Below are 24210 nucleotides of genomic sequence, written 5' to 3'. Positions count from 1 at the left end.
ATCAGTTGCCCAGCGTGGCCACGATGGCCCGGGCGCACAGGGTCATCAAGCCGCCGGGCAGGATGCCCAGGATCAGGATCAGGGCGCCGTTGACCGACAGCACGGCCCGCACGTCGCGCGGCGCCGCCACGGTGGTGGCCGTCAGCGGTGCGTCGAAGTACATCACCTTCACCACGCGCAGGTAGTAGAAGGCGCCGATCAGCGACATGATCACGGCGAACACCGCCAGACCGATGTACACGCCCTGCCCCGAAGCCAGCAGCGCCTGCAGCACCGCCAGCTTGGCATAGAAGCCGACCAGCGGAGGAATGCCGGCCAGCGAGAACATCGCAATGGCCATCACGCCGGCATACAGCGGGCTGCGCTGGTTGAGACCGGCAAGGTCGGAAATCTCTTCGCTCTCGAAGCCTTCGCGAGCCAGCAGCAGGATGATGCCGAAGCTCGCCAGCGTGGTCAGCACATAGGTGATGATGTAGAACATCGACGCGCTGTACGCATACTGGGCGTTGAGCGTGTTGCCGTCGATCACACCGGCCACCAGGCCCAGCAGCACGAAGCCCATCTGCGCGATGGTCGAGTAGGCCAGCATGCGCTTGAGGTTGGTCTGTGCGACGGCGGCCAGGTTGCCCACCAGCAGCGAGGCCACGGCCAGCACGGCCAGCATCTGCTGCCAGTCGAAAGCCAGCGGCAGCATGCCTTCCACCAGCAGACGGATGACGATGGCGAAGGCGGCCAGCTCGGGGGCGGCGCCGATCAGCAGCGTCACGGCCGTCGGGGCGCCGTGGTAGACGTCCGGCAGCCACATGTGGAAGGGCGCTGCACCCAGCTTGAAGGCCAGGCCGGCCACGATGAACACCAGGCCGAACACCAGCACCTGGTGGTTCACCTTGCTGCTGGCGATGCTCTTGAAGACCTCGTTGACGTCCAGCGAGCCGGTGGCGCCGTACATCATCGACATGCCATAGAGCAGGAAGCCGCTGGCCATGGCGCCGAGCACGAAATACTTCATGGCGGCTTCGCTGGCCGTCGCATGGTCGCGGCGCAGGGCCACCAGCGCATAACTGGACAGCGTGAGCAGTTCCAGGCCCAAGTAGATCATCAGGAAGTTGCTGCCCGAGATCATGACGAACATGCCCAGCAGCGAAAACAGGCTGAGCGTGAACATCTCGCCGCCGCGCAGCATCTGGCGGTCGGCCGCGTAGGGACGGCCATAGACCAGCGTGACCATCAGCGCCACGGCCGAGAAGCACTTGAGCCAGTTGCCCATCGGGTCGCTCACCACCATGCCGCCGAAGCCGTGGAAGGTGTGGCCGGCGACGGCGTTCATGCCGGTCAGCAGCGCCGTCGCGGCCAGCGTGAGCATCGTGAGCCAATGGGTGGCGGTGCGGTGCGTGCTGCTGACGCGCAGGTCGAACAGCGTGATGACACAGGCCATCACCAGCAGCAGGATCTCGGGGTAGACAGCCACCCAGCTGAGTTTGTCGATCATCTTGTTCTCTTGTCTGCGTGGACTCTGGTCAGGGCAGCTTGGAGGCGGCCACGTGGCGCAGCAGCTCGGCCACGGAAGCGTCCATCACGTCGGTGAAGGGCTTGGGATCCAGGCCCATCCACAGCACGGCCACGGCCAGCACGGCGAGCATGAAGAACTCGCGGCCATTGATGTCCGTCAGTTCCTTCACATGGTCGTTGCCGATGGGGCCCAGGTACACGCGCTTGTACATCCACAGGGTGTAGGCGGCGCCGAAGATCAACGCGGTCGCAGCCATCAGGCCGATCCAGAAGTTGGCCTTCACGGCCCCCAGGATCACCATCCACTCGCCCACGAAGCCGGCGGTGGCAGGTAGGCCGCAGTTGGCCATGGCGAACAGCAGCGCGAACGCGGCGAACTTGGGCATGACGTTGACCACGCCGCCGTAGTCGGCGATCTGGCGCGAGTGCATGCGGTCGTACAGCACGCCGATGGACAGGAACATCGCGCCCGACACGAAGCCGTGGGCGATCATCTGCACGATGCCGCCAGCCACGCCGAGCGGATTGAAGATGAAGAAGCCCAGCGTCACGAAGCCCATGTGGGCGACCGACGAATAAGCCACCAGCTTCTTCATGTCGCGCTGGACCATGGCCACCAGGCCCACGTAGATCACCGCCACGATCGACAGCGCGATCATCAGCCAGGCCCATTCACGGGCAGCGTCGGGCGCGATCGGCATGGAGAAGCGCAGGAAGCCGTAAGCGCCCAGCTTCAGCATGATGGCGGCCAGCACGGCAGAGCCGCCGGTAGGCGCCTCGACGTGCACGTCGGGCAGCCAGGTGTGCACGGGCCACATCGGCACCTTCACTGCGAAGGCCGCGAAGAAGGCGAAGAAGATCAGCGTCTGCGCCGTCGCGCCCAGGGGCGTGCGGTGCCAGGTCGCGATGTCGAAGCTGCCGCCCGAGGCGCGGTACAGGTAGACCAGCGCCACCAGCATCAGCAGCGAACCGAGCAGCGTGTACAGGAAGAACTTGAAGGCCGCGTAGATCCGGTTCGGACCACCCCAGATACCGATGATCAGGTACATCGGGATCAGCGTGGCCTCGAAGAACACGTAGAACAGCATGCCGTCCAGCGCGGCGAACACGCCGATCATCAGGCCCGACAGGATCAGGAACGCGCCCATGTACTGGTTGACGCGCTCGGTGATCACCTCCCAGGCCGAGATCACGACGATCACCGTGATGAAGGCCGTGAGCAGCACGAACCACATCGACAGGCCATCGACGCCCAGGTGGTAGTTGATGTTGAAGCGCTCGATCCACGGCGCGCGCTCGACGAACTGCATCGCGGCGGTGCCGGTCTGGAAGCGCGTGTACACCGGAATGGTGACGAGGAAGCTCGCCACCGACCCGACGAGTGCCGCCCAGCGCACGAAGCGCGCCTGGTCGTCCCGCCCAAACGCCAGCAGCAAGGCGCCGATCACGATCGGCAGCCAGATGGCAAGGCTCAGCAAACCCATTTTTCTTGTTCTCCAGCCCGCGTCAGCGCTTGAACCAGACGAAGTACGTCATGAGAAGGAACACCCCCAGCAGCATCGCGAAGGCGTAGTGATAGATGTAACCGGACTGGATCCAGCGGATGGCGGCCGATATGCGGCCCACCAGCTTCCACGAGCCATTGACCAGCGCGCCATCGATGATGGCCTGGTCGCCACCCTTCCAGAGGCCGGTGCCCAGCGCACGGGCACCACGGGCCAGGATGTTCTCGTTGATCCAGTCGAGGTAGTACTTGTTCTCGAGCAGGCTGTAGATCGGCATGCAGGCGCGCTTGATGGCCGCCGGCAGCGCCGGGTTGACCATGTACATGTAGTACGACAAGGCGACGCCGGCGATGGCCAGCCACAACGGCAGGCTGGTCAGCGAATGCAGGGCCATGGCGACGGGGCCGTGGATGTCTTCGCGCAGCTCCGCCATGGCCGGGTGACGCACCGTGTCAACGAAGATCACGCCGTCGAAGAAGCTGTTCAGCATCGGCATCAGCGTGAAGAAGCCGATCACCACCGACGGGATCATCAGCAGCAGCAGCGGCACCGTCACCACCTTCGGCGACTCGTGCGGCTCGTGGTGGCCATGGCCGTGATGGTCACCGTGGCCGTGGGCATCACCGTGGTGCGCGTCCGGGTTCTGGTCGTAGCGCTCCTTGCCGTGGAAGACCAGGAAGTACAGGCGGAACGAGTAGAAGGCCGTGACGAACACGCCGGCGACCACCGAGAAGTAGGCGAAGCCCGCGGCCGGCAGATGGCTGGCATGCACCGCCTCGATGATGGCGTCCTTGGAATAGAAGCCCGAGAAGAACGGCGTGCCGATCAGCGCCAACGAGGCCAGCAGGAAGGTGATCCAGGTGATGGGCATGTACTTGCGCACGCCGCCCATCCAGCGGATGTCCTGGTTGTGGTGCATGCCCATGATCACCGAGCCGGCGCCGAGGAACAGCAGGGCCTTGAAGAAGGCGTGCGTCATCAGGTGGAACACGGCGACCGGGTAGGCCGAAACGCCCAGCGCCACGGTCATGTAGCCCAGTTGCGACAGCGTCGAGTAGGCCACCACACGCTTGATGTCGTTCTGGATGATGCCCAGGAAGCCCATGAACAGCGCCGTGATCGAACCGATCACCAGGATGAAGTTCAGGGCCGTGTCCGACAACTCGAACAGCGGCGACATGCGCGACACCATGAAGATGCCGGCGGTCACCATCGTGGCGGCGTGGATCAGTGCGGAGATGGGCGTCGGGCCTTCCATCGAATCCGGCAGCCAGACGTGCAGCGGGAACTGCGCGCTCTTGCCCATCGCGCCGATGAACAGGCAGATGCAGATCACGGTGATCAGCATCCAGTCGGTGCCCGGGAAGCCCATCTTGCCCAGCTCGCCCGACTTGGCAAAGATCTCGGTGTAGTTGAGCGTGCCCGTGTAGGCCGCGATCAGGCCGATGCCGAGGATGAAGCCGAAGTCACCCACGCGGTTGACCAGGAAGGCCTTCATGTTGGCGAAGATGGCCGTCGGCTTGTTGTACCAGAAGCCGATCAGCAGGTACGACACCAGGCCCACCGCTTCCCAGCCGAAGAACAGCTGCAGCAGGTTGTTGCTCATCACCAGCATCAGCATGGAGAAGGTGAAGAGCGAGATGTAGGCGAAGAAGCGGTTGTAGCCTTCGTCCTCTTCCATGTAGCCGATGGTGTAGATGTGCACCATCAGCGACACGAAGGTCACGACGCACATCATCATGGCGGTCAGGCTGTCGATCATGAAACCGACTTCCATCTTCAGGCCGCCGACCACCATCCATTCGTAGATGGTGGCGTTGAAGCGGGCGCCGTCGACGGCCACGCTATAAAGCGTCATGGCCGACAACGCGAAGGCGATGAACACGCCCAGAATGGTCAGCGAGTGCGAGGCGGCGCGGCCGATGCGGTTGCCGCCGAACTGCGTGCCGAGGATGCCGGCGAGCACGCAGCCAACGAGCGGTGCCAGCGGCACTGCCAGCAGGGTGGATGCAGACAAGGTCGTGGCCATCGTTATCCCTTCAGCGCGTCGAGTTCATCGACGTTGATGGTCGACTTGTTGCGGAACAGCAGCACCAGCAGTGCCAGACCGATGGCCGATTCGGCCGCTGCCACGGTGAGGATGAAGAACACGAAGATCTGTCCGTGCATGTCGCCCAGGTAGGAGGAGAAGGCGACGAAGTTCATGTTGACCGCCAGAAGCATCAGCTCGATGCACATCAGCAGCACGATGAGGTTCTTGCGGTTGAGGAAGATGCCGATGACGGCCAGCGCGAACAGGATGGCGCCGAGCGACAGGTAGTGGCCGAGGGTCAATGTCATCACTTGCTCTCCCCTTCCGCGGCGGCCGCGGCGGGTTGCGGGGCCTGGGTGGGCGCCACCTTGACCACCTGCAGGCGGTCGCTGGCCTTCACATGGATCTGGTCCTTCACATCCACGTAGCGCGTGTCCTTGCGGCGGCGTAGCGTCAAGGCGATGGCGGCGATCATGGCCACGACCAGGATCACGGCGGCGACCTGCACCGGGTAGACGTATTCGCTGTAGAGCAGCAGGCCCAGCGCCTTGGTGTTGGACACCTGGCCGGCGGCAGCCACGGCCTCGGCGGCCGGCGTCTGCAGGCGGAAGCCGCCCATCAGCACATAGGCCATCTCGAGGGCGATCACCACACCCACCAGCGCGGCCAGCGGAAAGTGCTTCCAGAAGTTCTGGCGCAGGTGGTCGACGTTGAGGTCGAGCATCATCACCACGAAGAGGAAGAGCACCATCACCGCGCCGAGGTACACCAGCACGAGCACGATGGCCAGGAACTCGGCCTTGAGCAGCAGCCACACGGCGGAGGCCTGCGAGAAGGCGAGCATCAGGTACAGCACCGCATGCACGGGGTTGCGGGCGGTCACGACCCGGAAGGCTGCAAACAACAGCACGACCGAGAACAGGTAGAAGAAGCCGGTCTTGGCGTCCATGGGTTTTTCTTTTCGCTTCGCCGGTTCAGCGGTACTTGGCGTCGGCCGCCTTGCTGGCCGCGATCTCTTGCTCGTAGCGGTCGCCCACTGCCAGCAGCATGTCCTTGGTGAAGTACAGGTCACCGCGCTTCTCGCCGTGGTACTCCAGGATGTGCGTCTCGACGATCGAATCGACCGGGCAGCTTTCTTCGCAGAAGCCGCAGAAGATGCACTTGGTCAGGTCGATGTCGTAGCGGGTGGTGCGGCGGGTGCCATCGTCGCGCACGGCGGACTCGATGGTGATGGCCACGGCGGGGCACACGGCCTCGCAGAGCTTGCAGGCGATGCAGCGCTCTTCGCCGTTCTCGTAGCGGCGCAGGGCGTGCAGGCCGCGGAAGCGCGGCGACAGGGGTGTCTTTTCTTCAGGGAACTGGACGGTCACCTTGCGGCGCAGCGCATAGCGCCCCGTCAGGGCCATGCCCTTGAACAGTTCCACGAGCATGAAGCTCTTGAAGAAGTCCTTGATCGAAAAAGGAGAAGCAGCGACGGCGGTCATTCGTGGTCCACCTTATTTCCAGATGTTCCAGGGCGTCTGCATCCAGCCGCCGACGATCAGCAGCCAGACCAGCGTGACGGGGATGAAGATCTTCCAGCCCAGGCGCATGATCTGGTCGTAGCGGAAGCGCGGGAAGGTGCCGCGGATCCAGATGAACAGCGACAGCACGAAGAAGGTCTTCAGGCCCAGCCAGATCCAGCCGGGGATGAAGGCCAGGAAGCCGACCGGGGGCAGCCAGCCGCCCAGGAACATGAGCACGGCCAGGATCGACACCAGCCACATGCTGGCGTACTCGGCCAGGAAGAAGATCGCGAAGCCCATGCCCGAGTACTCGACCATGTGGCCGGCCACGATCTCGGCCTCGCCTTCGACCACGTCGAAGGGGTGGCGGTTGGTTTCGGCCACGCCCGAGATCAGGTAGACGATGAAGATGGGCAGCAGCGGCAGCCAGTTCCAGGACAGGAAGGACAGGCCCATGTCGGCGAAGGTGCCCTTGCCCTGCACGGCGACGATGTCGCCCAGGCTCAGGCTGCCCGAGACCATGATCACCACGACGAAGCAGAAGCCCATCGCGATTTCATAGCTCACCATCTGGGCCGAGGCGCGCAGCGCGCCCAGAAAGGCGTACTTCGAATTCGAGGCCCAGCCGGCGATGATCACGCCGTACACCTCGATGGAGGTGATGGCCATGATCAGCAGCAGGCCGGCGTTGACGTTCGCGATGACCGCATCGGGCCCGAAGGGAATGGCCACCCAGGCCGCGAGGGCCGGCATGATGGCCATGACCGGGCCGAGGCGGAACAGGCCGGAGCTCGCCGCCGTCGGGTTGATCAGCTCCTTGGTCAGCAGCTTGACCGCGTCGGCGATCGGCTGCAGCAGGCCGAAGGGGCCGACCCGGTTGGGTCCGTGGCGCACCTGGATCCAGCCGAGGAACTTGCGCTCCCACAGCGTGGCATAGGCCACGGCGCCCAGCACGGGCAGCAGCACGGCGATGATCTTGAGCAGCGCCCAGATGACGGGCCAGCCGCCAGCCGTCCACCAGTGGGCGCCGATGAGGCCGTAGCCGGCGTTGTACAGCGCGTCGATCATGCCGACACCTCCTGTGCGGCGGCGGCGCGGCGGCCGTCGGTCGTCAGTTGCAGCGACGGTGCGCGGCGCACCAGCGAATCCAGTTGGTAGATGGCGGCGGTGACCGGCGCGGCCTGGCCGGCGGCCGAGGCAGAAGCCAGGTCGACGACCGGGGCGTCGTTGCCCAGGCGCTCCGCGGCGACGAAGTCGGCAGCGGACGAACCACGCACCTTGGCCATCACGTCCTGCGTCGACTCGAAGTCGAAGCCCGACAGGCCCAGCAGGTTGCCCAGCACGCGCAGCACCTTCCACGCGGGACGCGCCTCGCCCAGGGGGCGCACCACGGCATGGAAGCTCTGGATGCGGCCTTCGGCATTGACGAAAGTGCCCGGCGTCTCGCTGAAGGGCGCGATGGGCAGCAGCACGTCGCTGAATTCGAGGTTGGCCTTGAAGGGGCTCAGGGTGACCACCATCTGCGCCTGACCGAGTGCGTCCGCAGCACGCGCACCGGCGGCCGAATCGAACACCGGCTCGGTGTTGAGCAGCAGTGCCGCCTTGAGGCCGCCTGCCAGCATCTGGCCGGCGTTCAGGCCCTTGGCGCCCGGCTGGGCGTTGACCCACTGCGCGCCGACGGTGTTGGCCGCTTCGGTCAGGTAGCCGACGCTGGCACCGGTCTGGGCGCCGATCCACTGGGCCAGCGCCAGCAGGCGCGAGGCCTCGGCATGGTGCGCGGCACCATTGCCCAGCAGGATGGCCTTGCGCTCGCCGCCCACCAGGGCCTGCGCCACGCCGCGTGCAGCATCGGTGACGTCGGCCTGTGCAGGTGCGGCGACGCCCTTCTCTGCCGCCACGGCGGCCGCGATCTGGGCCAGCGCGCCGTACCAGCCGGCCGCGTCGACCTGCTGGAAGCCGGCCAGCGGAATGGCCCACGAGGCGTCGGCCGCCAGTTGCTCGGCCGTGGCGATGGCGAACAGCTTGCCGCCCTTGCGCACGGACTGGCGGATGCGCTGCGCGAACAGCGGATGGTCCTTGCGCAGGTTGCTGCCGACCACCAGCACGCGCTGCAGGTTCGACAGCGAGGCGATGGAGGTGCCCAGCCAGCGGATGCCGCCGCCGACGTTGCCGAAATCGGCATGGCGCAGACGGTGGTCGATGTTCTCGCTGCCGAGGCCGCGCACCAGCGCGCCGGCCAGGGCCAGTTCTTCCACGGTACTGTGCGGGCTCACCAGCGCGCCGATGGCGCCAGCGCCATGGTCGGCCTTGATCTGCTTGAGACCGGTGGCGACATACTCGAGGGCCGTCTGCCAGTCCACGGCCTGCCATTGACCGCCCTGCTTCAGCATGGGCTGCGTCAGGCGTTCTTCGCTGCCGAGGGCTTCATAGGAGAAGCGGTCGCGGTCGGCGATCCAGCACTCGTTGACGTCCTCGTTCTCCAGCGGCAGAACGCGCATCACGCGGTTGTTCTTGACCTGGACGATCAGGTTGGCGCCGGTGGAATCGTGCGGGCTCACCGACTTGCGGCGCGACAGTTCCCAGGTGCGGGCGCTGTAGCGGAAGGGCTTGCTCGTGAGCGCGCCGACCGGGCAGATGTCGATCATGTTGCCGGACAGCTCGGAGTCGACGGTGTCGCCGACCACCGTGGTGATCTCGGAGTGCTCGCCCCGGTTCACCATGCCCAGTTCCATGATGCCGGCCACTTCCTGGCCGAAGCGCACGCAGCGGGTGCAGTGGATGCAGCGGCTCATCTCCTCCATGGAGATCAGCGGGCCCACGTCCTTGTGGAACACCACGCGCTTTTCTTCCTGGTAGCGCGAGGCGCCACCGCCGTAGCCCACCGCCAGATCCTGCAGCTGGCATTCGCCGCCCTGGTCGCAGATGGGGCAGTCCAGCGGATGGTTGATCAGCAGGAACTCCATGACCGACTTCTGGGCCTTGACGGCCTTGTCGGACTGGGTGCGCACGATCATGCCCTGCGTGACGGGCGTGGCGCAGGCCGGCATCGGCTTGGGCGCCTTCTCCACGTCCACCAAGCACATGCGGCAGTTGGCGGCGATGGAGAGCTTCTTGTGGTAGCAGAAATGCGGGATGTAGGTCCCGGCCTTGTCGGCCGCATGCATGACCATGCTGCCTTCGGCCACTTCGACCTTCTTGCCGTCGAGTTCGATTTCGATCATGTGAGGTTCTCGCTCCCGCTCAGGCCTGGGCCGGCGTCTTCGGCACGTAGCCGGGCACCATGGCCTCGAACTCGTGACGGAAGTGCTTCAGCATGGCACGCACGGGCATGGCCGCGGCATCGCCCAGCGCGCAGATCGTGCGGCCCTGGATGTTGTCGGCCACGGAATTCAGCAGGTCCATGTCGGAGGCGCGGCCTTCGCCATGGTGGATGCGGTCGACCACGCGCCACAGCCAGCCCGTGCCTTCGCGGCAGGGCGTGCACTGACCGCAGGACTCGTGCATGTAGAAGTACGACAGGCGCTTGAGCGACTCGACCATGCAGCGGCTGTCGTCCATCACGATGACGGCACCCGAGCCCAGCATGGAGCCCGCCTTGGCGATGGAGTCGTAGTCCATCGTGCAGGACATCATGATGTCGGCTGGCAGCACCGGCGCGGACGAGCCGCCCGGGATCACGGCCTTGAGCTTGCGCCCCTTGCGCACGCCGCCCGCCAGCTCCAGCAGCTTGGAGAAGGGCGTGCCCATCGGCACTTCGTAGTTGCCGGGCAGCTCGACGTCGCCCGAGACCGAGTAGATCTTGGTGCCGCCGTTGTTGGGCTTGCCACACTCCAGGTAGGCCTGGCCGCCGTTGCGGATGATCCAGGGCACCGCCGCGAAGGTCTCGGTGTTGTTGATCGTGGTCGGCTTGCCGTACAGGCCGAAGCTGGCAGGGAACGGCGGCTTGAAGCGCGGCTGGCCCTTCTTGCCTTCGAGCGATTCGAGCAGCGCGGTTTCCTCGCCGCAGATGTAGGCGCCGAAGCCATGGTGCGCGTGCAGCTGAAAGCTGAAGTTGCTGCCCATGATGTTGCCGCCCAGGTAGCCGGCGGCGCGCGCCTCTTCCAGGGCCGCCTCGAAGCGCTCGTACACCTCGAAGATCTCACCGTGGATGTAGTTGTAGCCCACGCTGATGCCCATGGCATACGCCGCGATCGCCATGCCTTCGATGACGATGTGCGGGTTGAACATGAGGATGTCGCGGTCCTTGCAGGTGCCGGGCTCGCCTTCGTCCGAGTTGCAGACCAGGTACTTCTGGCCCGGGAACTGGCGGGGCATGAAGCTCCACTTCAGTCCCGTCGGAAAGCCGGCGCCGCCGCGGCCGCGCAGGCCGGAGGTCTTGACCTCGGCGATCACTTGGTCTTGCGTCAGGCCCTCGGCGAGGATCTTGCGCAGCGCCTGGTAGCCGCCGCGCGCCTCGTAGTCGGCGAGGCTCCAGTTGGTGCCGTCCAGGCCGGCATAGATCTGCGGATCGATGTGGCGGCCATGGAAGCAGGTCTGCACGCCGGTGGCGCGGAACTGCGAGAGGACTTGATCGGGGGTCATCAGCGTTTCTCCCCTTGCGGCTCGGCGGCACGCAGGCCGTCGACCAGCTGGTCGAGCTTCTCGTTGCTCATGAAGCTGCACATGGTGCGGTCGTTGACCAGCATCACCGGCGAATCGGCGCAGGCACCCAGGCATTCGCTCTGCTGCAGCGTGAACATGCCGTCGGCGGTGGTCTCGCCCATCTTGATGCCCAGCTTGGCTTCGAGGTGGTGCAGCGCCTTGTAGCCGTCGCGCAGCTGGCACGGCAGGTTGGTGCAGACGTTCAGCTTGAACTTGCCCACCGGCTGCTGGTTGTACATGTTGTAGAACGTGGTCACCTCGCGCGCCGCGATCTGGGGCATGCCCAGGTAGGCGGCCACGGCGGCCTCGTTCTCGTCGCTGACCCAGCCGTAGACCTGCTGCACGATGGACAGGCAGGCCATCACGGCGGACTGGCGGCCGGCGTCGCTGTCGGGGTACTTGGCGACTTCGCGGGCGAAGCGGTCCAGCATGTCCTGCGGCAGTGCCGCGGGGGCGATGGGAGGATTGTTGAGGGAATCGCTCATCGATCGATCTCTCCGAAGACGATGTCCAGCGTGCCGATGATGGCCACGGTGTCGGCCAGCATGTGGCCGCGCGCCATCTCGTCAAGCGCGGCCAGGTGCACGAAGCCCGGCGGCCGGATCTTCAGGCGGTAAGGCTTGTTGGCACCGTCGCTGACCAGGTAGATGCCGAACTCGCCCTTGGGATGCTCGACGGCGGCATAGGCCTCGCCTTCGGGCACGCGGAAGCCCTCGGTGAAGAGCTTGAAGTGGTGGATCAGCTCTTCCATGTTGGCCTTCATGGCCTCGCGCTTGGGAGCCGCCACCTTGTGGTTGTCCGTGATGACCGGGCCGGGGTTGGCCTTGAGCCACTTCACGCACTGGGCAATGATGCGGTTCGACTGGTTGAGCTCCTCCATGCGCACGAGGTAGCGGTCGTAGCAGTCACCGGTCTTGCCCACCGGAATGTCGAAGTCGAGCTGGTCGTAGACGTCGTAGGGCTGCGTCTTGCGCAGATCCCAGGCGATGCCGGAGCCGCGCAGCATCGGGCCGGTGAGGCCCAGGTTGAGCGCGCGGTCGGGGTCCATGACGCCGATGCCCACGGTGCGCTGCTTCCAGATGCGGTTGTCGGTCAGCAGCGTGTGGTATTCGGCCAGGTAGGTGTCGAAGCGCTTCGTGAAGTCTTCGAGGAAGTCCAGCAACGAACCCTGGCGGTTCTCGTTCATGCGAGCGAGGGCCTTGGCGTTCTTGATCTTGCTGTGCTTGTACTGCGGCATGCTGTCCGGCAGGTCGCGGTACACGCCGCCCGGACGGAAGTAGGCCGCATGCATGCGCGCGCCCGACACGGCCTCGTAGGCGTCGAACAGGTCCTCGCGCTCGCGGAAGGCGTAGATCAGGATCGTGGAGCTGCCGCAGTCGTTGCCGTGCGAGCCCAGCCACATCAGGTGGTTGAGCATGCGCGTGATCTCCGAGAACATCACACGGATGTACTGGGCGCGGATCGGCACTTCCAGGCCGAGCAGCTTCTCGATGGCCAGGCAGTAGGCGTGCTCGTTGCACATCATGGACACGTAGTCGAGACGGTCCATGTAGGGCAGCGACTGGATGAAGGTCTTGTGCTCGGCCAGCTTCTCGGTGGCGCGGTGCAGCAGGCCGATGTGCGGGTCGGCGCGTTGCACCACTTCGCCGTCGAGCTCCAGCACCAGGCGCAGCACACCGTGCGCGGCCGGGTGCTGCGGCCCGAAGTTGAGCGTGTAGTTCTTGATTTCAGCCATGGGTCGGTCGGGGGTTCAGTGCAGGCCGCCGTAGTGCTCTTCGCGGATCACGCGCGGCGTGATCTCGCGCGGCTCGATGGTCACCGGCTGGTAGACCACGCGCTGCATCTGCTCGTCGTAGCGCATCTCGACATGGCCCGACAGCGGGAAGTCCTTGCGGAACGGGTGGCCGATGAAGCCATAGTCGGTCAGGATGCGGCGCAGGTCCGGGTGGCCGTCGAAGACGATGCCATACAGATCGAAGGCCTCGCGCTCGAACCAGTTGGCGGCGGCCCACAGCTCGTTGACGGAGGCGATCACCGGCAGGTCGTCGTCGGGGCAGAAGGCGCGCACGCGCACGCGCTGGTTGAGGCTCACCGACAGCAGGTGCGCCACCACGGCGAAGCGCGGGCCTTCCCACACCTCGTCGCGCCAGGCGGAATAGTCCATCCCGCACAGGTCGATGAGCTGCTCGAACTGCATGCCGGCGGTGTCGCGCAGCGTCTTCATCACGTCCAGGTAATTGGCGGCGCTGACGATGATCGTCACCTCGCCCAACGCGAGGCTGACCTCGCGCACCTTGTCGCCCAGGGCAAGTGCAAGCTGGTCCTTCAGGACCTGCGGATCAATGGCAATCGATGTCATGGGAGGGGCGCGCTCAGGCACGCGCGATGGTGTTGGTGCGGCGCACCTTCTGCTGCAGCTGGATGATCCCGTAGATCAGCGCCTCGGCCGTCGGCGGGCAGCCGGGAACGTAGACGTCGACCGGCACGATGCGGTCGCAGCCGCGCACCACCGAATAGCTGTAGTGGTAGTAGCCGCCGCCGTTGGCGCAGGAACCCATGGAGAGCACCCAGCGGGGCTCGGCCATCTGGTCGTACACCTTGCGCAGGGCCGGCGCCATCTTGTTGCACAACGTCCCGGCCACGATCATCAGATCGGACTGGCGCGGACTGGCCCGGAACACCTCGGCGCCGAAGCGGCCGATGTCGTAGCGGGCCGCGGCCGCGTGCATCATCTCGACCGCGCAGCAGGCGAGGCCGAAGGTCATGGGCCACAGCGAGCCCGTCTTTGCCCAGTTCACCACCGCGTCGTAGGACGTGGTGATGAAGCCTTCCTTGAACACACCTTCAATGGCCATGGCCAGCTTTTCCTCTCGGGTTGCTTCGCCTCATTCCCAATCCAGGGCGCCTTTTTTCCACTCGTAGGCGAAGCCCACGACGAGGATGGCCAGGAACACCACCGCCGCCCAGAAGCCCAGCGGACCCACTTCCTTGAAGGCGACGGCCCACGGGAAGAGGAAGGCGATTTCCAGGTCGAAGAGGATGAAGAGAATGGCGACGAGGTAGTAGCGGACGTCGAACTGCATGCGGGCGTTCTCGAACGCCTCGAAGCCGCACTCGTAAGGGGAATTCTTGGCCGCGTCGGGCCGGTTCGGGCCCAGAACGAAACCCAGAACTTGCGGGAGTATGCCTACCGCCACCCCCACCAGAATGAACAACAGAACGGGAAGGTAGGTCGCGAGGTTCATCGGGGGGCTCTATCACCGCTTGCCACCGACCGATGGCCAGACCCGTTGTAGGTTGGCGCATCAGCCGGTGCAGATTGGTGCCGTCGGCGAGACTCGAACTCGCACAGCTTTCGCCACTACCCCCTCAAGATAGCGTGTCTACCAATTTCACCACGACGGCGGTTTACGCTTGCCCCGGATGGCATGAGGAACCAAGAAGGTTATTGGCTTTCCGGGGCAGCCTTGGAGTTTACCCTGAAATGCCCCGGTTTGGACAGGACTGCATCACAAAGTGATGCCCGGGGCATGCCTGTGTCACTTGGCCGGGATCTGGGCCGCGTCCGAAGCGGGCGCAGCAGGTGCGGGCACGGCGTTGCCGGCCGGGATCTGGGAAGCCGGCGCCGTGATGGGCGCCCGCTCGAGCAGGCTGTCGCCGCCGGCCGCCCGCGGCGTGCCGAAATAGGCCAGCAGCAGCGTGCAGGCAAAGAACAGGGCGGCCAGCACGGCCGTGGTCCGCGACAGGAAGTTGGCACTGCCGCTGGCACCGAACAGGCTGCCGGCGCTGCCGCTGCCGAACGCGGCGCCCATGTCGGCGCCCTTGCCGTGCTGCAGGAGGATCAGGCCCACCATGGCGATGGCGGCCAGGATCTGCACGGCGATGAGGATGTTGTGGACGATGGTCATGTGTGGAGAACTCCTTGAAGGGTGCGATCGCGTCAGCGCGCGGCCGCGATGATCTGGAGGAAGTCGGGCGCCTTGAGCGAGGCACCGCCGATGAGGCCGCCGTCGATGTCCGGCTGCGCCAGCAACGACGCGGCATTGGCGGCGTTCATGCTGCCGCCGTAGAGGATGCGGATCCGTGCGGCGGCATCGCCGGCCGCATGCTGCAGTTGCGCGCGCAGCACGGCGTGCACAGCCTGCGCCTCCTCCGGCGTCGCGGTCTTGCCCGTGCCGATGGCCCAGACGGGCTCGTACGCGACGACGATCTCGCTGATGCAGTGGCCGTTGGCATGGATCACGGCGGCCAATTGGCGACGCACCACCTCTTCCGTCTTGCCGGCTTCGCGCTCGGCCAGCGTCTCGCCGACGCAGACGATGGGCGTGATGCCGCCGGCCAGGGCGGCACCCGCCTTGGCGGCCACCACCTCGTCGGTCTCCCCGTGGTACTGGCGGCGCTCGGAATGGCCGACGATGGCATAGCCCACGCCGAAGTCCTTCAGCATGGACACGGACTGCTCGCCCGTGAAGGCGCCCTGCGCATGGGCCGACACGTCCTGTGCGCCGAGCGCGATGGGCGAGCCCTGCGTCAGCACCTGCACCTGCGCCAGATAGGGCGCGGGCACGCACACCGCGACATCACAGACCGGCTGGCCCACTCCCTGACGAAGCGCACCAATCAGCGCCTCGTTGGCGGCCAGGCCGCCATTCATCTTCCAGTTGCCAGCGATGAGTTGTTTTTTCTTGCTCATGGTTCTCGATGGATAAGCCGCCCAGCCCTCACCAGGTCAGCACGATCTTGCCGATGTGCTGATTGGACTGCATCAGCGCATGGGCCTTGGCCGCATCCGCGGCCTCGAATGTGGAATGGATCACCGGCTGCACGCCCTTGCGCGTAGCCAGCAGCGGCCAGACCTTCTCGCGCAGGCTGCGCGCGATGGCCGCCTTGAAGGCGACCGGACGCGGGCGCAGCGTGGAGCCCGTGATCGTCAGCCGACGGCGCAGCACCAGCCCGGCGTTGAAGCCGCTCTCGATGCCGCCCTGCACGGCGATGATCACCAGCCGGCCGTCCTCGGCCAGGCAGCCCACTTCGCGCGCCACGTAGTCGCCAGCGACCATGTCGAGGATCACGTCCGCGCCGCGGCCGCCGGTGATGCGTTTGACCTCTTCGGCGAAGTCCTGCTCACGGTAGTTGATCGCATGATCGGCACCTAGGGACAGGCAGGCCTTGCACTTGTCGGCACTGCCCGCCGTGGCGATCACGGTCGCGCCGAATGCCTTGGCCAGCTGAATGGCCGTCACGCCGATGCCGCTCGTGCCACCCTGCACCAGGAAGGTCTCTCCCTGCTGCAGCCGACCGCGGTCGAAGACGTTGCTCCAGACGGTGAAGAAGGTCTCCGGCAGCGCTGCCGCCTCGATGTCCGACCAGCCCTCCGGCACCGGCAGGCATTGGCCGATGGGCGCGACGCACAGCTGCGCATAGCCGCCGCCAGCGACCAGCGCACATACGCGGTCGCCCAGCTTGAAGCCGGCCTGCGCCAGTTCGGCCGCATCGCCGCCGACGATCTCGCCGGCGACTTCCAGGCCCGGGAGGTCCGACGCACCCGGCGGCACCGGGTATTGGCCCATGCGCTGCAGCACATCGGGCCGGTTCACACCGCTGGCCGCAACGCGGATCAGCAGTTCGCCGACGCCCGGCTGCGGATCGTCGCGCGTGCACAGGCGAAGCACCTCGGGGGCGCCATGGCTGCTGATCTCGACGGCTTTCATGCGATCTCCTGTTCAGGGCAGTGATGGACGAAAGCCGGCAGGCCACGCAAGGTGGACTGCCGGCCTCGGGTCAAGGCCGATCAGCCTTGCTGCTCGGGCGCCTGGGCGCCGCCTTGGGCACCCTGCGGTGCGGCCTGCTGCTGTTGTGCCGCCGCTGCGGCCGCCGCGTCAGCCGTGGGCTCCTGGCTGTTGCCGGGCTCCACGCGCGGCTGGCGCTCTTCGCGCGGCGGACGGTCACGGCGATCACCACGGTCGCCACGATCACCACGCTCGCGACGATCGCCACGGTCTTCGCGCGGCGGGCGATCGCCGAACTCGGGCATGCCGGCCGGACGCTCGGCCAGGGCCTTCATCGACAGCTTCACGCGGCCCTTGTCGTCGGTCTCGAGCACCTTGACCTTCACGATCTGGCCTTCGGTCAGGTAGTCGGTCACGCGCTCGACGCGCTCGTGGGCGATCTGGCTGATGTGCAGCAGGCCGTCCTTGCCGGGCAGCAGGTTGATCAGCGCGCCGAAGTCCAGGATCTTGGTGACCGGGCCTTCGTAGATCTTGCCGATCTCGACTTCCGCCGTGATCTGCTCGATGCGCTGCTTGGCCACGTCGGCCTTGGCGGCGTCGGTCGCAGCGATGGTGATGGTGCCGTCTTCCTCGATGTTGATCTGGCAGCCGGTCTCTTCGGTCAGCGCGCGGATGGTGGCGCCGCCCTTGCCGATCACGTCGCGGATCTTCTCGGGGTTGATCTTCATCGTGTAGAGCTTGGGCGCGAAGGACGAGATCTCGGCCTTGGCCTCGCCCATGGCGTCCTGCATCTTGCCCAGGATGTGCATGCGCGCTTCCTTGGCCTGGGCCAGGGCGACCTGCATGATTTCCTTGGTGATGCCCTGGATCTTGATGTCCATCTGCAGGGCGGTGATGCCGTTGGTCGTGCCGGCCACCTTGAAGTCCATGTCGCCCAGATGATCTTCATCGCCCAGGATGTCGGTCAGCACCGCGAACTTGTTGCCGTCCTTGATCAGGCCCATGGCGATGCCGGCCACGTGCGCCTTCAGCGGCACGCCGGCGTCCATCATCGACAGGCAGCCGCCGCACACCGAGGCCATCGACGAGGAGCCGTTGGATTCGGTGATCTCGCTGACCACGCGGATGGTGTAGGGGAACTCGTCCTTCTGCGGCAGCACGGCCACCAGGGCGCGCTTGGCCAGACGGCCGTGGCCCACTTCGCGACGCTTGGTGGAGCCCATGCGGCCCACTTCGCCGGTGGCGAAGGGAGGCATGTTGTAGTGGAACAGGAAGCGGTCCTCGAACTCGCCGGCCAGCGCGTCGATGCGCTGCGCGTCGCGCTCGGTGCCCAGGGTGGTCACGACCAGCGCCTGCGTCTCGCCGCGGGTGAACAGGGCCGAGCCGTGCGTGCGGGGCAGCACGCTGTTGCGGATCTCGATGGGGCGCACGGTGCGCGTGTCGCGGCCGTCGATGCGGGGCTCGCCCTGCAGGATCTGGCTGCGCACGATGTTGGCTTCGATCGCAAACAGCAGGTCGCTGACCTTGCCGGCGTCGAACTCGGCGCCTTCGGCCTTCAGCGCCTCGAAGACGCTGGCGTTGGCTTCGCGCAGGGCCTGCGTGCGGGCCTGCTTGCTGCGGATCTGGTAGACGGCGCGCAGCTTCTCTTCGGCCAGGCCCTTGATCTTGGCTTCGAAGGCTTCGTCCTTGGCTTCGGGGGCCCAGGTGCCGTTCTCGGTCCACAGCGGCTTGCCGGCTTCGCGGGTCAGCTGGTGGATGGCCTCGATGGCGATCTTGCCCTGCTCGTGGCCGAAGACCACGGCACCCAGCATGATCTCTTCGGACAGCTGCAGCGCTTCGGATTCGACCATCAGCACGGCGGCTTCGGTGCCGGCGACCACCAGGTCCATCTGCGAGTCGGCACGGGCGGTCTTGCCGGGGTTCAGCACGTACTGGCCGTTGATGTAGCCCACGCGCGCGGCGCCGATGGGGCCGCTGAACGGAATGCCCGAGACCGACAGGGCGGCGCTCACGGCGATCATGGCGGCGATGTCGGCGTCGACTTCGGGGTTGAGCGACAGCGTGTGGATGACCACATGCACTTCGTTCAGGAAGCCTTCGGGGAACAGCGGGCGGATCGGGCGGTCGATCAGGCGGCTGGTCAGCGTCTCGAGTTCGCTGGGCTTGGCTTCGCGCTTGAAGAAGCTGCCGGGGATCTTGCCGGCGGCGTAGGTCTTCTCGATGTAGTCGACGGTCAGCGGGAAGAAGTCCTGGCCGGGCTTGGCCGACTTGGAGGCGACGACGGTGGCCAGCACCACGGTGCCGTCGATGTCCACCAGCACGGCGCCGGTGGCCTGGCGGGCGATCTCGCCGGTTTCCATGACGACGGTCTTGTCGCCCCACTGGAAGCTCTTGGTGACTTTGTTGAAGAGGCTCATGCTCTGCTCCTTGGGTGGTGCGGTGCCGGCGTCGAGGCCGGCCCGCGGGTGGCGGAGTGCAGTGGCGGAACACGATGCCATTCCAGCGAAGCCCTCGCGCGAGGGGCCCGTTGGAATGACACAGCTTCGATCCGTTCTGCGGTCTCCGAAGTTAAAAACGCCTGAGCTAGCGGGCTAACTCAGGCGTTCGTGCGATGCGAAGCGGCTTACTTGCGCAGGCCCAGCTTGGCGATCAGGGCGGTGTAGCGCTCGGCGTCCTTGGACTTCAGGTAGTCCAGCAGCTTGCGGCGGCGGCTCACCATGCGCAGCAGGCCGCGGCGACCGTGGTGGTCCTTGGCATGCTGCTTGAAGTGGGGGGTCAGCTCGTTGATGCGAGCCGTCAGCAGGGCGACCTGCACTTCGGGACTGCCGGTGTCGTTGGCAGCGCGGGCATTGGCCTTGACGACCTCGGCCTTCTTTTCGAAAGAAATCATGATGATGTGTCCTGTGATTCCCGACCGGGTGCGGCCTGCGGGGTTGAAACGCAAAGCCGTGGGCGCGGGGTTGTTGACTTGCGGCACTCCCTGGAACCGGGGGTGCCGTGGAGCTTTGCAACGCGCAAAGCCTTGAAATTCTAGCAGTTTCTGGTCAGCCAGCCCGAAAGCCGCTCCACGCCCTGCACCAGCCGGCCGGTGTCCCGCGAGGCGAAGCACCAGCGCAGCCAGCCCTGCGCCTCCGGCGCGAAGGCGTTGCCCGGAGCCAGGCCCAGGCCGGCTTCGGTCACGAGGCGCTTGGCCAGCGCCAGCGAATCGGCGGCGCCCTCCACCTGGAAGAAGGCGTACATGCCGCCCTTTGCGGCCGACACTTTCAGGCCTGGCAGCGCCTGGAGCAGCGGCACCAGCGTGTCGCGGCAGGACCGCAGATGCGCCACCACCCGCGGCGTGATCTCAGCCTCGTGCGCCAGCGCAGCGATGCCGGCGCGCTGGCTGAACACGCTGGCGCAGGAGGTGTTGAACTCGATCAGCTTGCCCACCGCGTCCAGCAGCGTCGGCGGCACCACCAGCCACCCAAGGCGCCAGCCGGTCATCAGGAAGCTCTTCGAGAAGCTGTGCGCCACCACCAGCCGGTCGTCGGCGGTGGCGATGTCCAGGAAGCTTGGCGCACAGCCGTTGGCGGTGTCGCCGGCGAAGTAGAGGCGCTCGTAAACCTCGTCGGCCAGGATCCAGGTGCCGGTGGCGCGGCAGTGGTCCAGGATGGCCTGCTGCTCGGCGCGGGCCAGCGTCCACCCGGTGGGGTTGTTGGGCGCATTCAGGATCAGCAGGCGCGTGGCCGGCGTCACCGCGGCGCGCAGCGCGTCCAGGTCCAGCGTCCAGTTGCCGTCGACGGGCTGCAGCAGCAGGCAGCGCACCGTGGCGCCCAGGATGGCGGGCTGCGCCGTCAGGTTGGGCCAGACCGGCGTCACCGCGACCACCTCGTCGCCCGGGTCCACCAGTGCCTGCACGGCGATCATGAGCGCGCTGACGCCGCCGGAGGTGACGGCGATGCGCTCCATGCCCACGGCCGGGTGCAGCCGCGAGGCATAGCGCGCGATGGCTTCGCGCAGCTCGGGCAGGCCCAGGTTATGGGCATAGAAGGTCTCGCCGCGCTCGATGGATTCGATGGCGGCCCGGCGCACCGGCTCGGGCGTGACTTCGTCGCTCTCGCCGAACCAGAAGGCCAGCACGTCGCTGCGGCCCATGCCGGCGTTGGCGACTTCGCGGATCTTGGAGGCTTCGAGGTTGTCGATGGCTTGGCGCATATCAATCCTGTTCGATGGTTCTGAGTCTCAACTCAGACGGAGCCAATCCGGTGGCCGCGGAGCAGGCCAAGCGGGAGCACCCGCGGAACTGGCTCTGCCAGGCCGCCGGGTGCGCCCCCTTGAGGGGGGATTCGGCTACACGAAGTGAGCAAGAAACGGGGGTGGTCGGTTATGGCCGCGACATGCGGCAGGTGGTGGGGAGCTCGGCCACTTCGGGCGCGATGTCCTTGATGACGCGGAAGCCGTAGCCTGACCCCTCGACATCGAAGGTCACGCCCGGCGTGCCCTGACGGTCCATCAGGCCCACGACCAACGGCTGCTGGAACTGGTGGTCCGCCGCCCGCATGCGGCCGCTGCGGCCGGCCAGCGACACCTTCGCATTCTCCAGTCGGGCCGCGACGGCGGCCGCCTCGGTGCTGCCGGCCTGGGCGATGGACTGCGCCAGCGCCTCGATCATCAGCTGCATGCGCATGTGCACATAGTCGTCCGCCGGGTTCGGGAAGCGCGCGCGGAAGCTCCTGTAGAAGGCCGCCGACTCCGGCGTCGGCACATTGGGCAGCCAGTCGGCCACCGCGATCACCTTGCCCACGCCGGCATCGCCCAGCGCGGCGGGCGCGCCCAGCGCATTGCCGTAGAAGGTGTAGAACTTGCCCTCGAAACCGACCTCGCGCGCCGCCTTGACCAGCAGCGTCAGGTCGTTGCCCCAGTTGCCGGTGAACACGGCCTGGGCGCCGCTGGCCTTGATCTTCACGGCATAGGGCGCGAAGTCCTTGACCTTGCCCATGGGGTGCAGCTCCTCGCCCACGATGCGCACGTCCGGCCGCAGCTCGGCGATGCGGCGCCGGCTTTCGCGCAGCACGGCCTGGCCGAAGCTGTAGTCCTGGCCGATCAGGTAGGCGCTGCCGACGGCCCGGTCTTCCTTGAACACGGCCATCAGCGCGGCCACGCGCATGTCGGCATGGGCGTCGAAACGGAAGTGCCAGAAGCTGCAGCGCTCGTTGGTGAGGATCGGGTCCACCGCCGAGTAGTTGAGAAAGAGCAGCCGCCGGCGCGCGTCCCGCTCGTTGTGCTTGTCCACCGCATCCAGGAGGGCCGCAGCGGTGGCCGAGGAGTTGCCCTGCAGCACCGCCTGCGCGCCGTTGTCGATAGCGGAGCGCAATGCGGACAGCGCCTCTTCGGTCTGCCCCTTGCTGTCGTAGCGGTCCAGCTGCAGCGGACGCGCACCGCCTGGCAGCGCGATGCCGCCGCGCGCGTTGACGCGCTCCACGGCCCACAGCAGGTTGCGGAACACGGCCTCGCCGGTGTTGGCGAAGGGACCGCTCAGGCTCTCGACCAGGGCCAGCCGGATGGGCGCCCCGCCCTGCGCGCGGGCCAGGCCGCCGAAGGTCGATGCACATAGCGCCGCAACGCCGCTTTTCAAGGCGCGACGGCGAGAAATATAGGTCTGGGACATGCTCTTGAAAGCCGCTGGGAGGGTGCCTAGATAGGCTTCAAGCGGCACTCACGACTGAAAGGCCGCGCAGTGTAAGGGGCGCATCCTGCGCCCTTGTATCGACCCTCTTTCAGACTGGAGAAACCATGCTCTTCGCACCCGCCATCCGTTCCGCCGCCCTCGCCTCGCCCCGCAACTTCGACCGCGGCTTCGAGCGCTTCGTCAACGACGCCTTCTTCCCGACCGCCCGCGGCGCACAAGTCGAAAGCACCGAGCAGGGCTGGACCCTGAGCCTGGACGTGCCCGGCATCGCCCGTGAAGACCTGGGCGTGGGCATCGAGGGCCAGGTGGTGCGCATCGAGACCCGCGCCGAGGCCAAGCGCCAGTACAAGGCCGCCTACGAGCTCCCGCAGGAGATCGACGCTGGCGCCAGCGAAGCCAAGCTGGAGAACGGCGTGCTGACCCTGAAGCTGGCCCGCCTGGCGCCGGTGAGCAAGGTCACGCAGCTGACCGTCGCCTGAGCTTGGCGACGGACGCGGGGGCTTTGCCCCCCGTGAACATGAAGAACGGCCTCCGCGGCCCAATTCCAGTCAGTTGACCCAGGTCCGTTCGGGCTGAGCCTGTCGAAGCCAAGGCACGCACGGACCCAAGCCCTTCGACAAGCTCAGGGCGAACGGGACAAACGACTGGCGTTGCACCGCAGGGGCCGTTTCCGCATGAGCAACCCCAGCGGGCCGCCGTTGCTCAGCCGGCCCGCGCGAAGGCCGCCGCCTCGGCCACCCGCGCCGCATCGGGCCGCACGCCGGTGTAGAGCGCGAACTGCTCCACCGCCTGAAGCACCATCACCTCCTCGCCCGTGATCACGGGCCGGCCCAGCCGGAGCGCCGCGCGCACCAGCGGTGTCTCGGAGGGCAGCGCCACCACGTCGAACACCCAGGCCGCCTCGGCGATCAGTGCATCGGGAAAGGCCTGCGCCTCGGACTCCGCCGCGCCCGCCATGCCCAGCGGCGTGACGTTGACCAGGACCGCGCCGGGCGCCTTCTCCGGCAACTCGGGCTGCCATTGCAGCCCATGCAGATCGGCCACCACCCGGCCGCTTGCAGCATTGCGCGCCACCAGCGTGCCGAGGCCCAGGCCATGGTCGACCAGCGCCGCGGCCACCGCCCGGCCCATGCCGCCGCTGCCGCGCAGCACGAAGGGCGTGCCCGGCGGCACGCCGTGCGACTTCAGCAGCGCCGCGACGGCGATGTAATCGGTGTTGTAGGCCACCAGCCGGCTGTCCGTGTTGACGATGGTGTTGACCGACTGCAGCCGCGCGGCCGAGGGCGTCAGCTCGTCCAGCAGCGGGATGCAGGCCTCCTTGAAGGGCATGGAGACCGCGCAGCCGCGTACGCCCAGCGCGCGCACGCCACCGATGGCGGCGGGCAGATCGGTGGTGCTGAAGGCCTTGTAGACATAGTCAAGGCCCAGCGCCTGGTACAGGTGGTTGTGCAGCCGGGTGCCGAAGTTGCTCGGCCGGCCCGACAGCGACATGCACAGTCGGGTGTCGCGGCTGAGGGTCAGGCGCATGTCCTTCGCAGCACTCATGGATGGCTCTCCTTGGAAATCAGGCGGCGCAGCTTAACGCGCCAAAAAAAGCGGCGGGCCCGCGCATGCACAGGCC

The 24210-nt window shown here is 66.6% G+C and carries 23 protein-coding genes and 1 tRNA gene; 1 reads left to right on the top strand and 23 read right to left on the bottom strand.

All coding sequences use genetic code 11. The features are described from left to right. Position 1: 1 nt before the first annotated feature. The 22 genes from nuoN to L0984_RS22735 all read right to left on the bottom strand — a co-directional run bounded on the left by nuoN (position 2) and on the right by L0984_RS22735 (position 22568). Positions 2–1489, bottom strand: a complete 1488-nt coding sequence (nuoN, locus tag L0984_RS22840; RefSeq protein ID WP_234196625.1) for an NADH-quinone oxidoreductase subunit NuoN — start codon at positions 1487–1489, stop codon at positions 2–4. Positions 1490–1517: 28 nt separating this feature from the next. Beyond that, positions 1518–2993 carry an NADH-quinone oxidoreductase subunit M gene (locus L0984_RS22835; protein ID WP_234196624.1) on the bottom strand — a complete coding sequence of 492 codons (1476 nt, stop codon included), beginning with the start codon at positions 2991–2993 and terminating at the stop codon, positions 1518–1520. Between the two features lie 22 nt (positions 2994–3015). After that, entirely contained in the window at positions 3016–5043 is a 2028-nt protein-coding gene (gene nuoL, locus L0984_RS22830) for an NADH-quinone oxidoreductase subunit L (RefSeq protein WP_234196623.1), read from the bottom strand. A 2-nt stretch (positions 5044–5045) separates the two neighbouring features. Further along, complete coding sequence (gene nuoK / locus L0984_RS22825; RefSeq protein ID WP_058641597.1) at positions 5046–5354, bottom strand: NADH-quinone oxidoreductase subunit NuoK; 309 nt, start codon at positions 5352–5354, stop codon at positions 5046–5048. Next, positions 5354–5995, bottom strand: a complete 642-nt coding sequence (locus tag L0984_RS22820; protein ID WP_234196622.1) for an NADH-quinone oxidoreductase subunit J — start codon at positions 5993–5995, stop codon at positions 5354–5356. Before L0984_RS22820 ends, nuoK begins: the two co-directional genes overlap by 1 nt. Before the next feature lie 25 nt (positions 5996–6020). Then, positions 6021–6530, bottom strand: a complete 510-nt coding sequence (gene nuoI / locus L0984_RS22815; protein WP_058641599.1) for an NADH-quinone oxidoreductase subunit NuoI — start codon at positions 6528–6530, stop codon at positions 6021–6023. A gap of 12 nt (positions 6531–6542) precedes the next feature. Beyond that, positions 6543–7619: an NADH-quinone oxidoreductase subunit NuoH gene (gene nuoH, locus L0984_RS22810; RefSeq protein ID WP_234196621.1), complete on the bottom strand. Its 1077-nt coding sequence runs from the start codon at positions 7617–7619 to the stop codon at positions 6543–6545. After that, positions 7616–9772 carry an NADH-quinone oxidoreductase subunit NuoG gene (gene nuoG, locus L0984_RS22805; RefSeq protein WP_234196620.1) on the bottom strand — a complete coding sequence of 719 codons (2157 nt, stop codon included), beginning with the start codon at positions 9770–9772 and terminating at the stop codon, positions 7616–7618. Before nuoG ends, nuoH begins: the two co-directional genes overlap by 4 nt. Before the next feature lie 19 nt (positions 9773–9791). Beyond that, complete coding sequence (nuoF, locus tag L0984_RS22800; RefSeq protein ID WP_234196619.1) at positions 9792–11132, bottom strand: NADH-quinone oxidoreductase subunit NuoF; 1341 nt, start codon at positions 11130–11132, stop codon at positions 9792–9794. Further along, positions 11132–11623 (bottom strand): NADH-quinone oxidoreductase subunit NuoE, encoded by a 492-nt coding sequence (gene nuoE, locus L0984_RS22795; RefSeq protein WP_234196658.1) that lies wholly within the window; start codon positions 11621–11623, stop codon positions 11132–11134. Before nuoE ends, nuoF begins: the two co-directional genes overlap by 1 nt. 50 nt (positions 11624–11673) lie before the next feature. Beyond that, positions 11674–12927, bottom strand: coding sequence for an NADH-quinone oxidoreductase subunit D (locus L0984_RS22790; protein ID WP_234196618.1), 1254 nt, complete (start codon positions 12925–12927; stop codon positions 11674–11676). Between the two features lie 15 nt (positions 12928–12942). Further along, a complete protein-coding gene (locus L0984_RS22785; protein ID WP_017756930.1) occupies positions 12943–13551 on the bottom strand; it encodes an NADH-quinone oxidoreductase subunit C in 609 nt (202 codons plus the stop codon). A gap of 13 nt (positions 13552–13564) precedes the next feature. Next, positions 13565–14047 (bottom strand): NuoB/complex I 20 kDa subunit family protein, encoded by a 483-nt coding sequence (locus tag L0984_RS22780; protein ID WP_017756931.1) that lies wholly within the window; start codon positions 14045–14047, stop codon positions 13565–13567. Between the two features lie 30 nt (positions 14048–14077). Then, entirely contained in the window at positions 14078–14437 is a 360-nt protein-coding gene (locus tag L0984_RS22775; protein WP_017756932.1) for an NADH-quinone oxidoreductase subunit A, read from the bottom strand. A 75-nt stretch (positions 14438–14512) separates the two neighbouring features. Beyond that, positions 14513–14597, bottom strand: a tRNA-Leu gene (locus L0984_RS22770). 134 nt (positions 14598–14731) lie between these two features. Beyond that, on the bottom strand, positions 14732–15100 hold the full coding sequence (gene secG / locus L0984_RS22765) for a preprotein translocase subunit SecG (protein ID WP_017756933.1): 369 nt from the start codon (positions 15098–15100) through the stop codon (positions 14732–14734). A 32-nt stretch (positions 15101–15132) separates the two neighbouring features. Continuing rightward, a complete protein-coding gene (tpiA, locus tag L0984_RS22760; protein WP_234196617.1) occupies positions 15133–15885 on the bottom strand; it encodes a triose-phosphate isomerase in 753 nt (250 codons plus the stop codon). A gap of 28 nt (positions 15886–15913) precedes the next feature. Continuing rightward, positions 15914–16903 (bottom strand): NAD(P)H-quinone oxidoreductase, encoded by a 990-nt coding sequence (locus tag L0984_RS22755; protein WP_234196616.1) that lies wholly within the window; start codon positions 16901–16903, stop codon positions 15914–15916. Positions 16904–16983: 80 nt separating this feature from the next. After that, positions 16984–19338, bottom strand: a complete 2355-nt coding sequence (gene pnp / locus L0984_RS22750; RefSeq protein ID WP_234196615.1) for a polyribonucleotide nucleotidyltransferase — start codon at positions 19336–19338, stop codon at positions 16984–16986. A 206-nt stretch (positions 19339–19544) separates the two neighbouring features. Further along, positions 19545–19811: a 30S ribosomal protein S15 gene (gene rpsO, locus L0984_RS22745; RefSeq protein WP_017756937.1), complete on the bottom strand. Its 267-nt coding sequence runs from the start codon at positions 19809–19811 to the stop codon at positions 19545–19547. A 140-nt stretch (positions 19812–19951) separates the two neighbouring features. Next, positions 19952–21121 carry a pyridoxal phosphate-dependent aminotransferase gene (locus L0984_RS22740; protein WP_370646148.1) on the bottom strand — a complete coding sequence of 390 codons (1170 nt, stop codon included), beginning with the start codon at positions 21119–21121 and terminating at the stop codon, positions 19952–19954. Between the two features lie 163 nt (positions 21122–21284). Beyond that, positions 21285–22568, bottom strand: coding sequence for a branched-chain amino acid ABC transporter substrate-binding protein (locus L0984_RS22735; RefSeq protein WP_234196613.1), 1284 nt, complete (start codon positions 22566–22568; stop codon positions 21285–21287). A gap of 125 nt (positions 22569–22693) precedes the next feature. Between L0984_RS22735 and L0984_RS22730 the strand changes: the two genes are divergently transcribed. Next, positions 22694–23068: an Hsp20/alpha crystallin family protein gene (locus L0984_RS22730; RefSeq protein WP_234196612.1), complete on the top strand. Its 375-nt coding sequence runs from the start codon at positions 22694–22696 to the stop codon at positions 23066–23068. A gap of 223 nt (positions 23069–23291) precedes the next feature. Here L0984_RS22730 and L0984_RS22725 read toward each other — a convergent pair whose 3' ends face one another. Beyond that, positions 23292–24134, bottom strand: coding sequence for a shikimate 5-dehydrogenase (locus L0984_RS22725; protein ID WP_234196611.1), 843 nt, complete (start codon positions 24132–24134; stop codon positions 23292–23294). Between the last annotated feature and the right edge of the window lie 76 nt (positions 24135–24210).

Source organism: Pseudacidovorax sp. NFM-22 (assembly GCF_021401245.1).
GTDB lineage: Bacteria > Pseudomonadota > Gammaproteobacteria > Burkholderiales > Burkholderiaceae_C > Xenophilus.
Note: the sequence above shows the minus strand (reverse complement) of the source record. Positions and strands in the feature narration are given on the sequence as shown.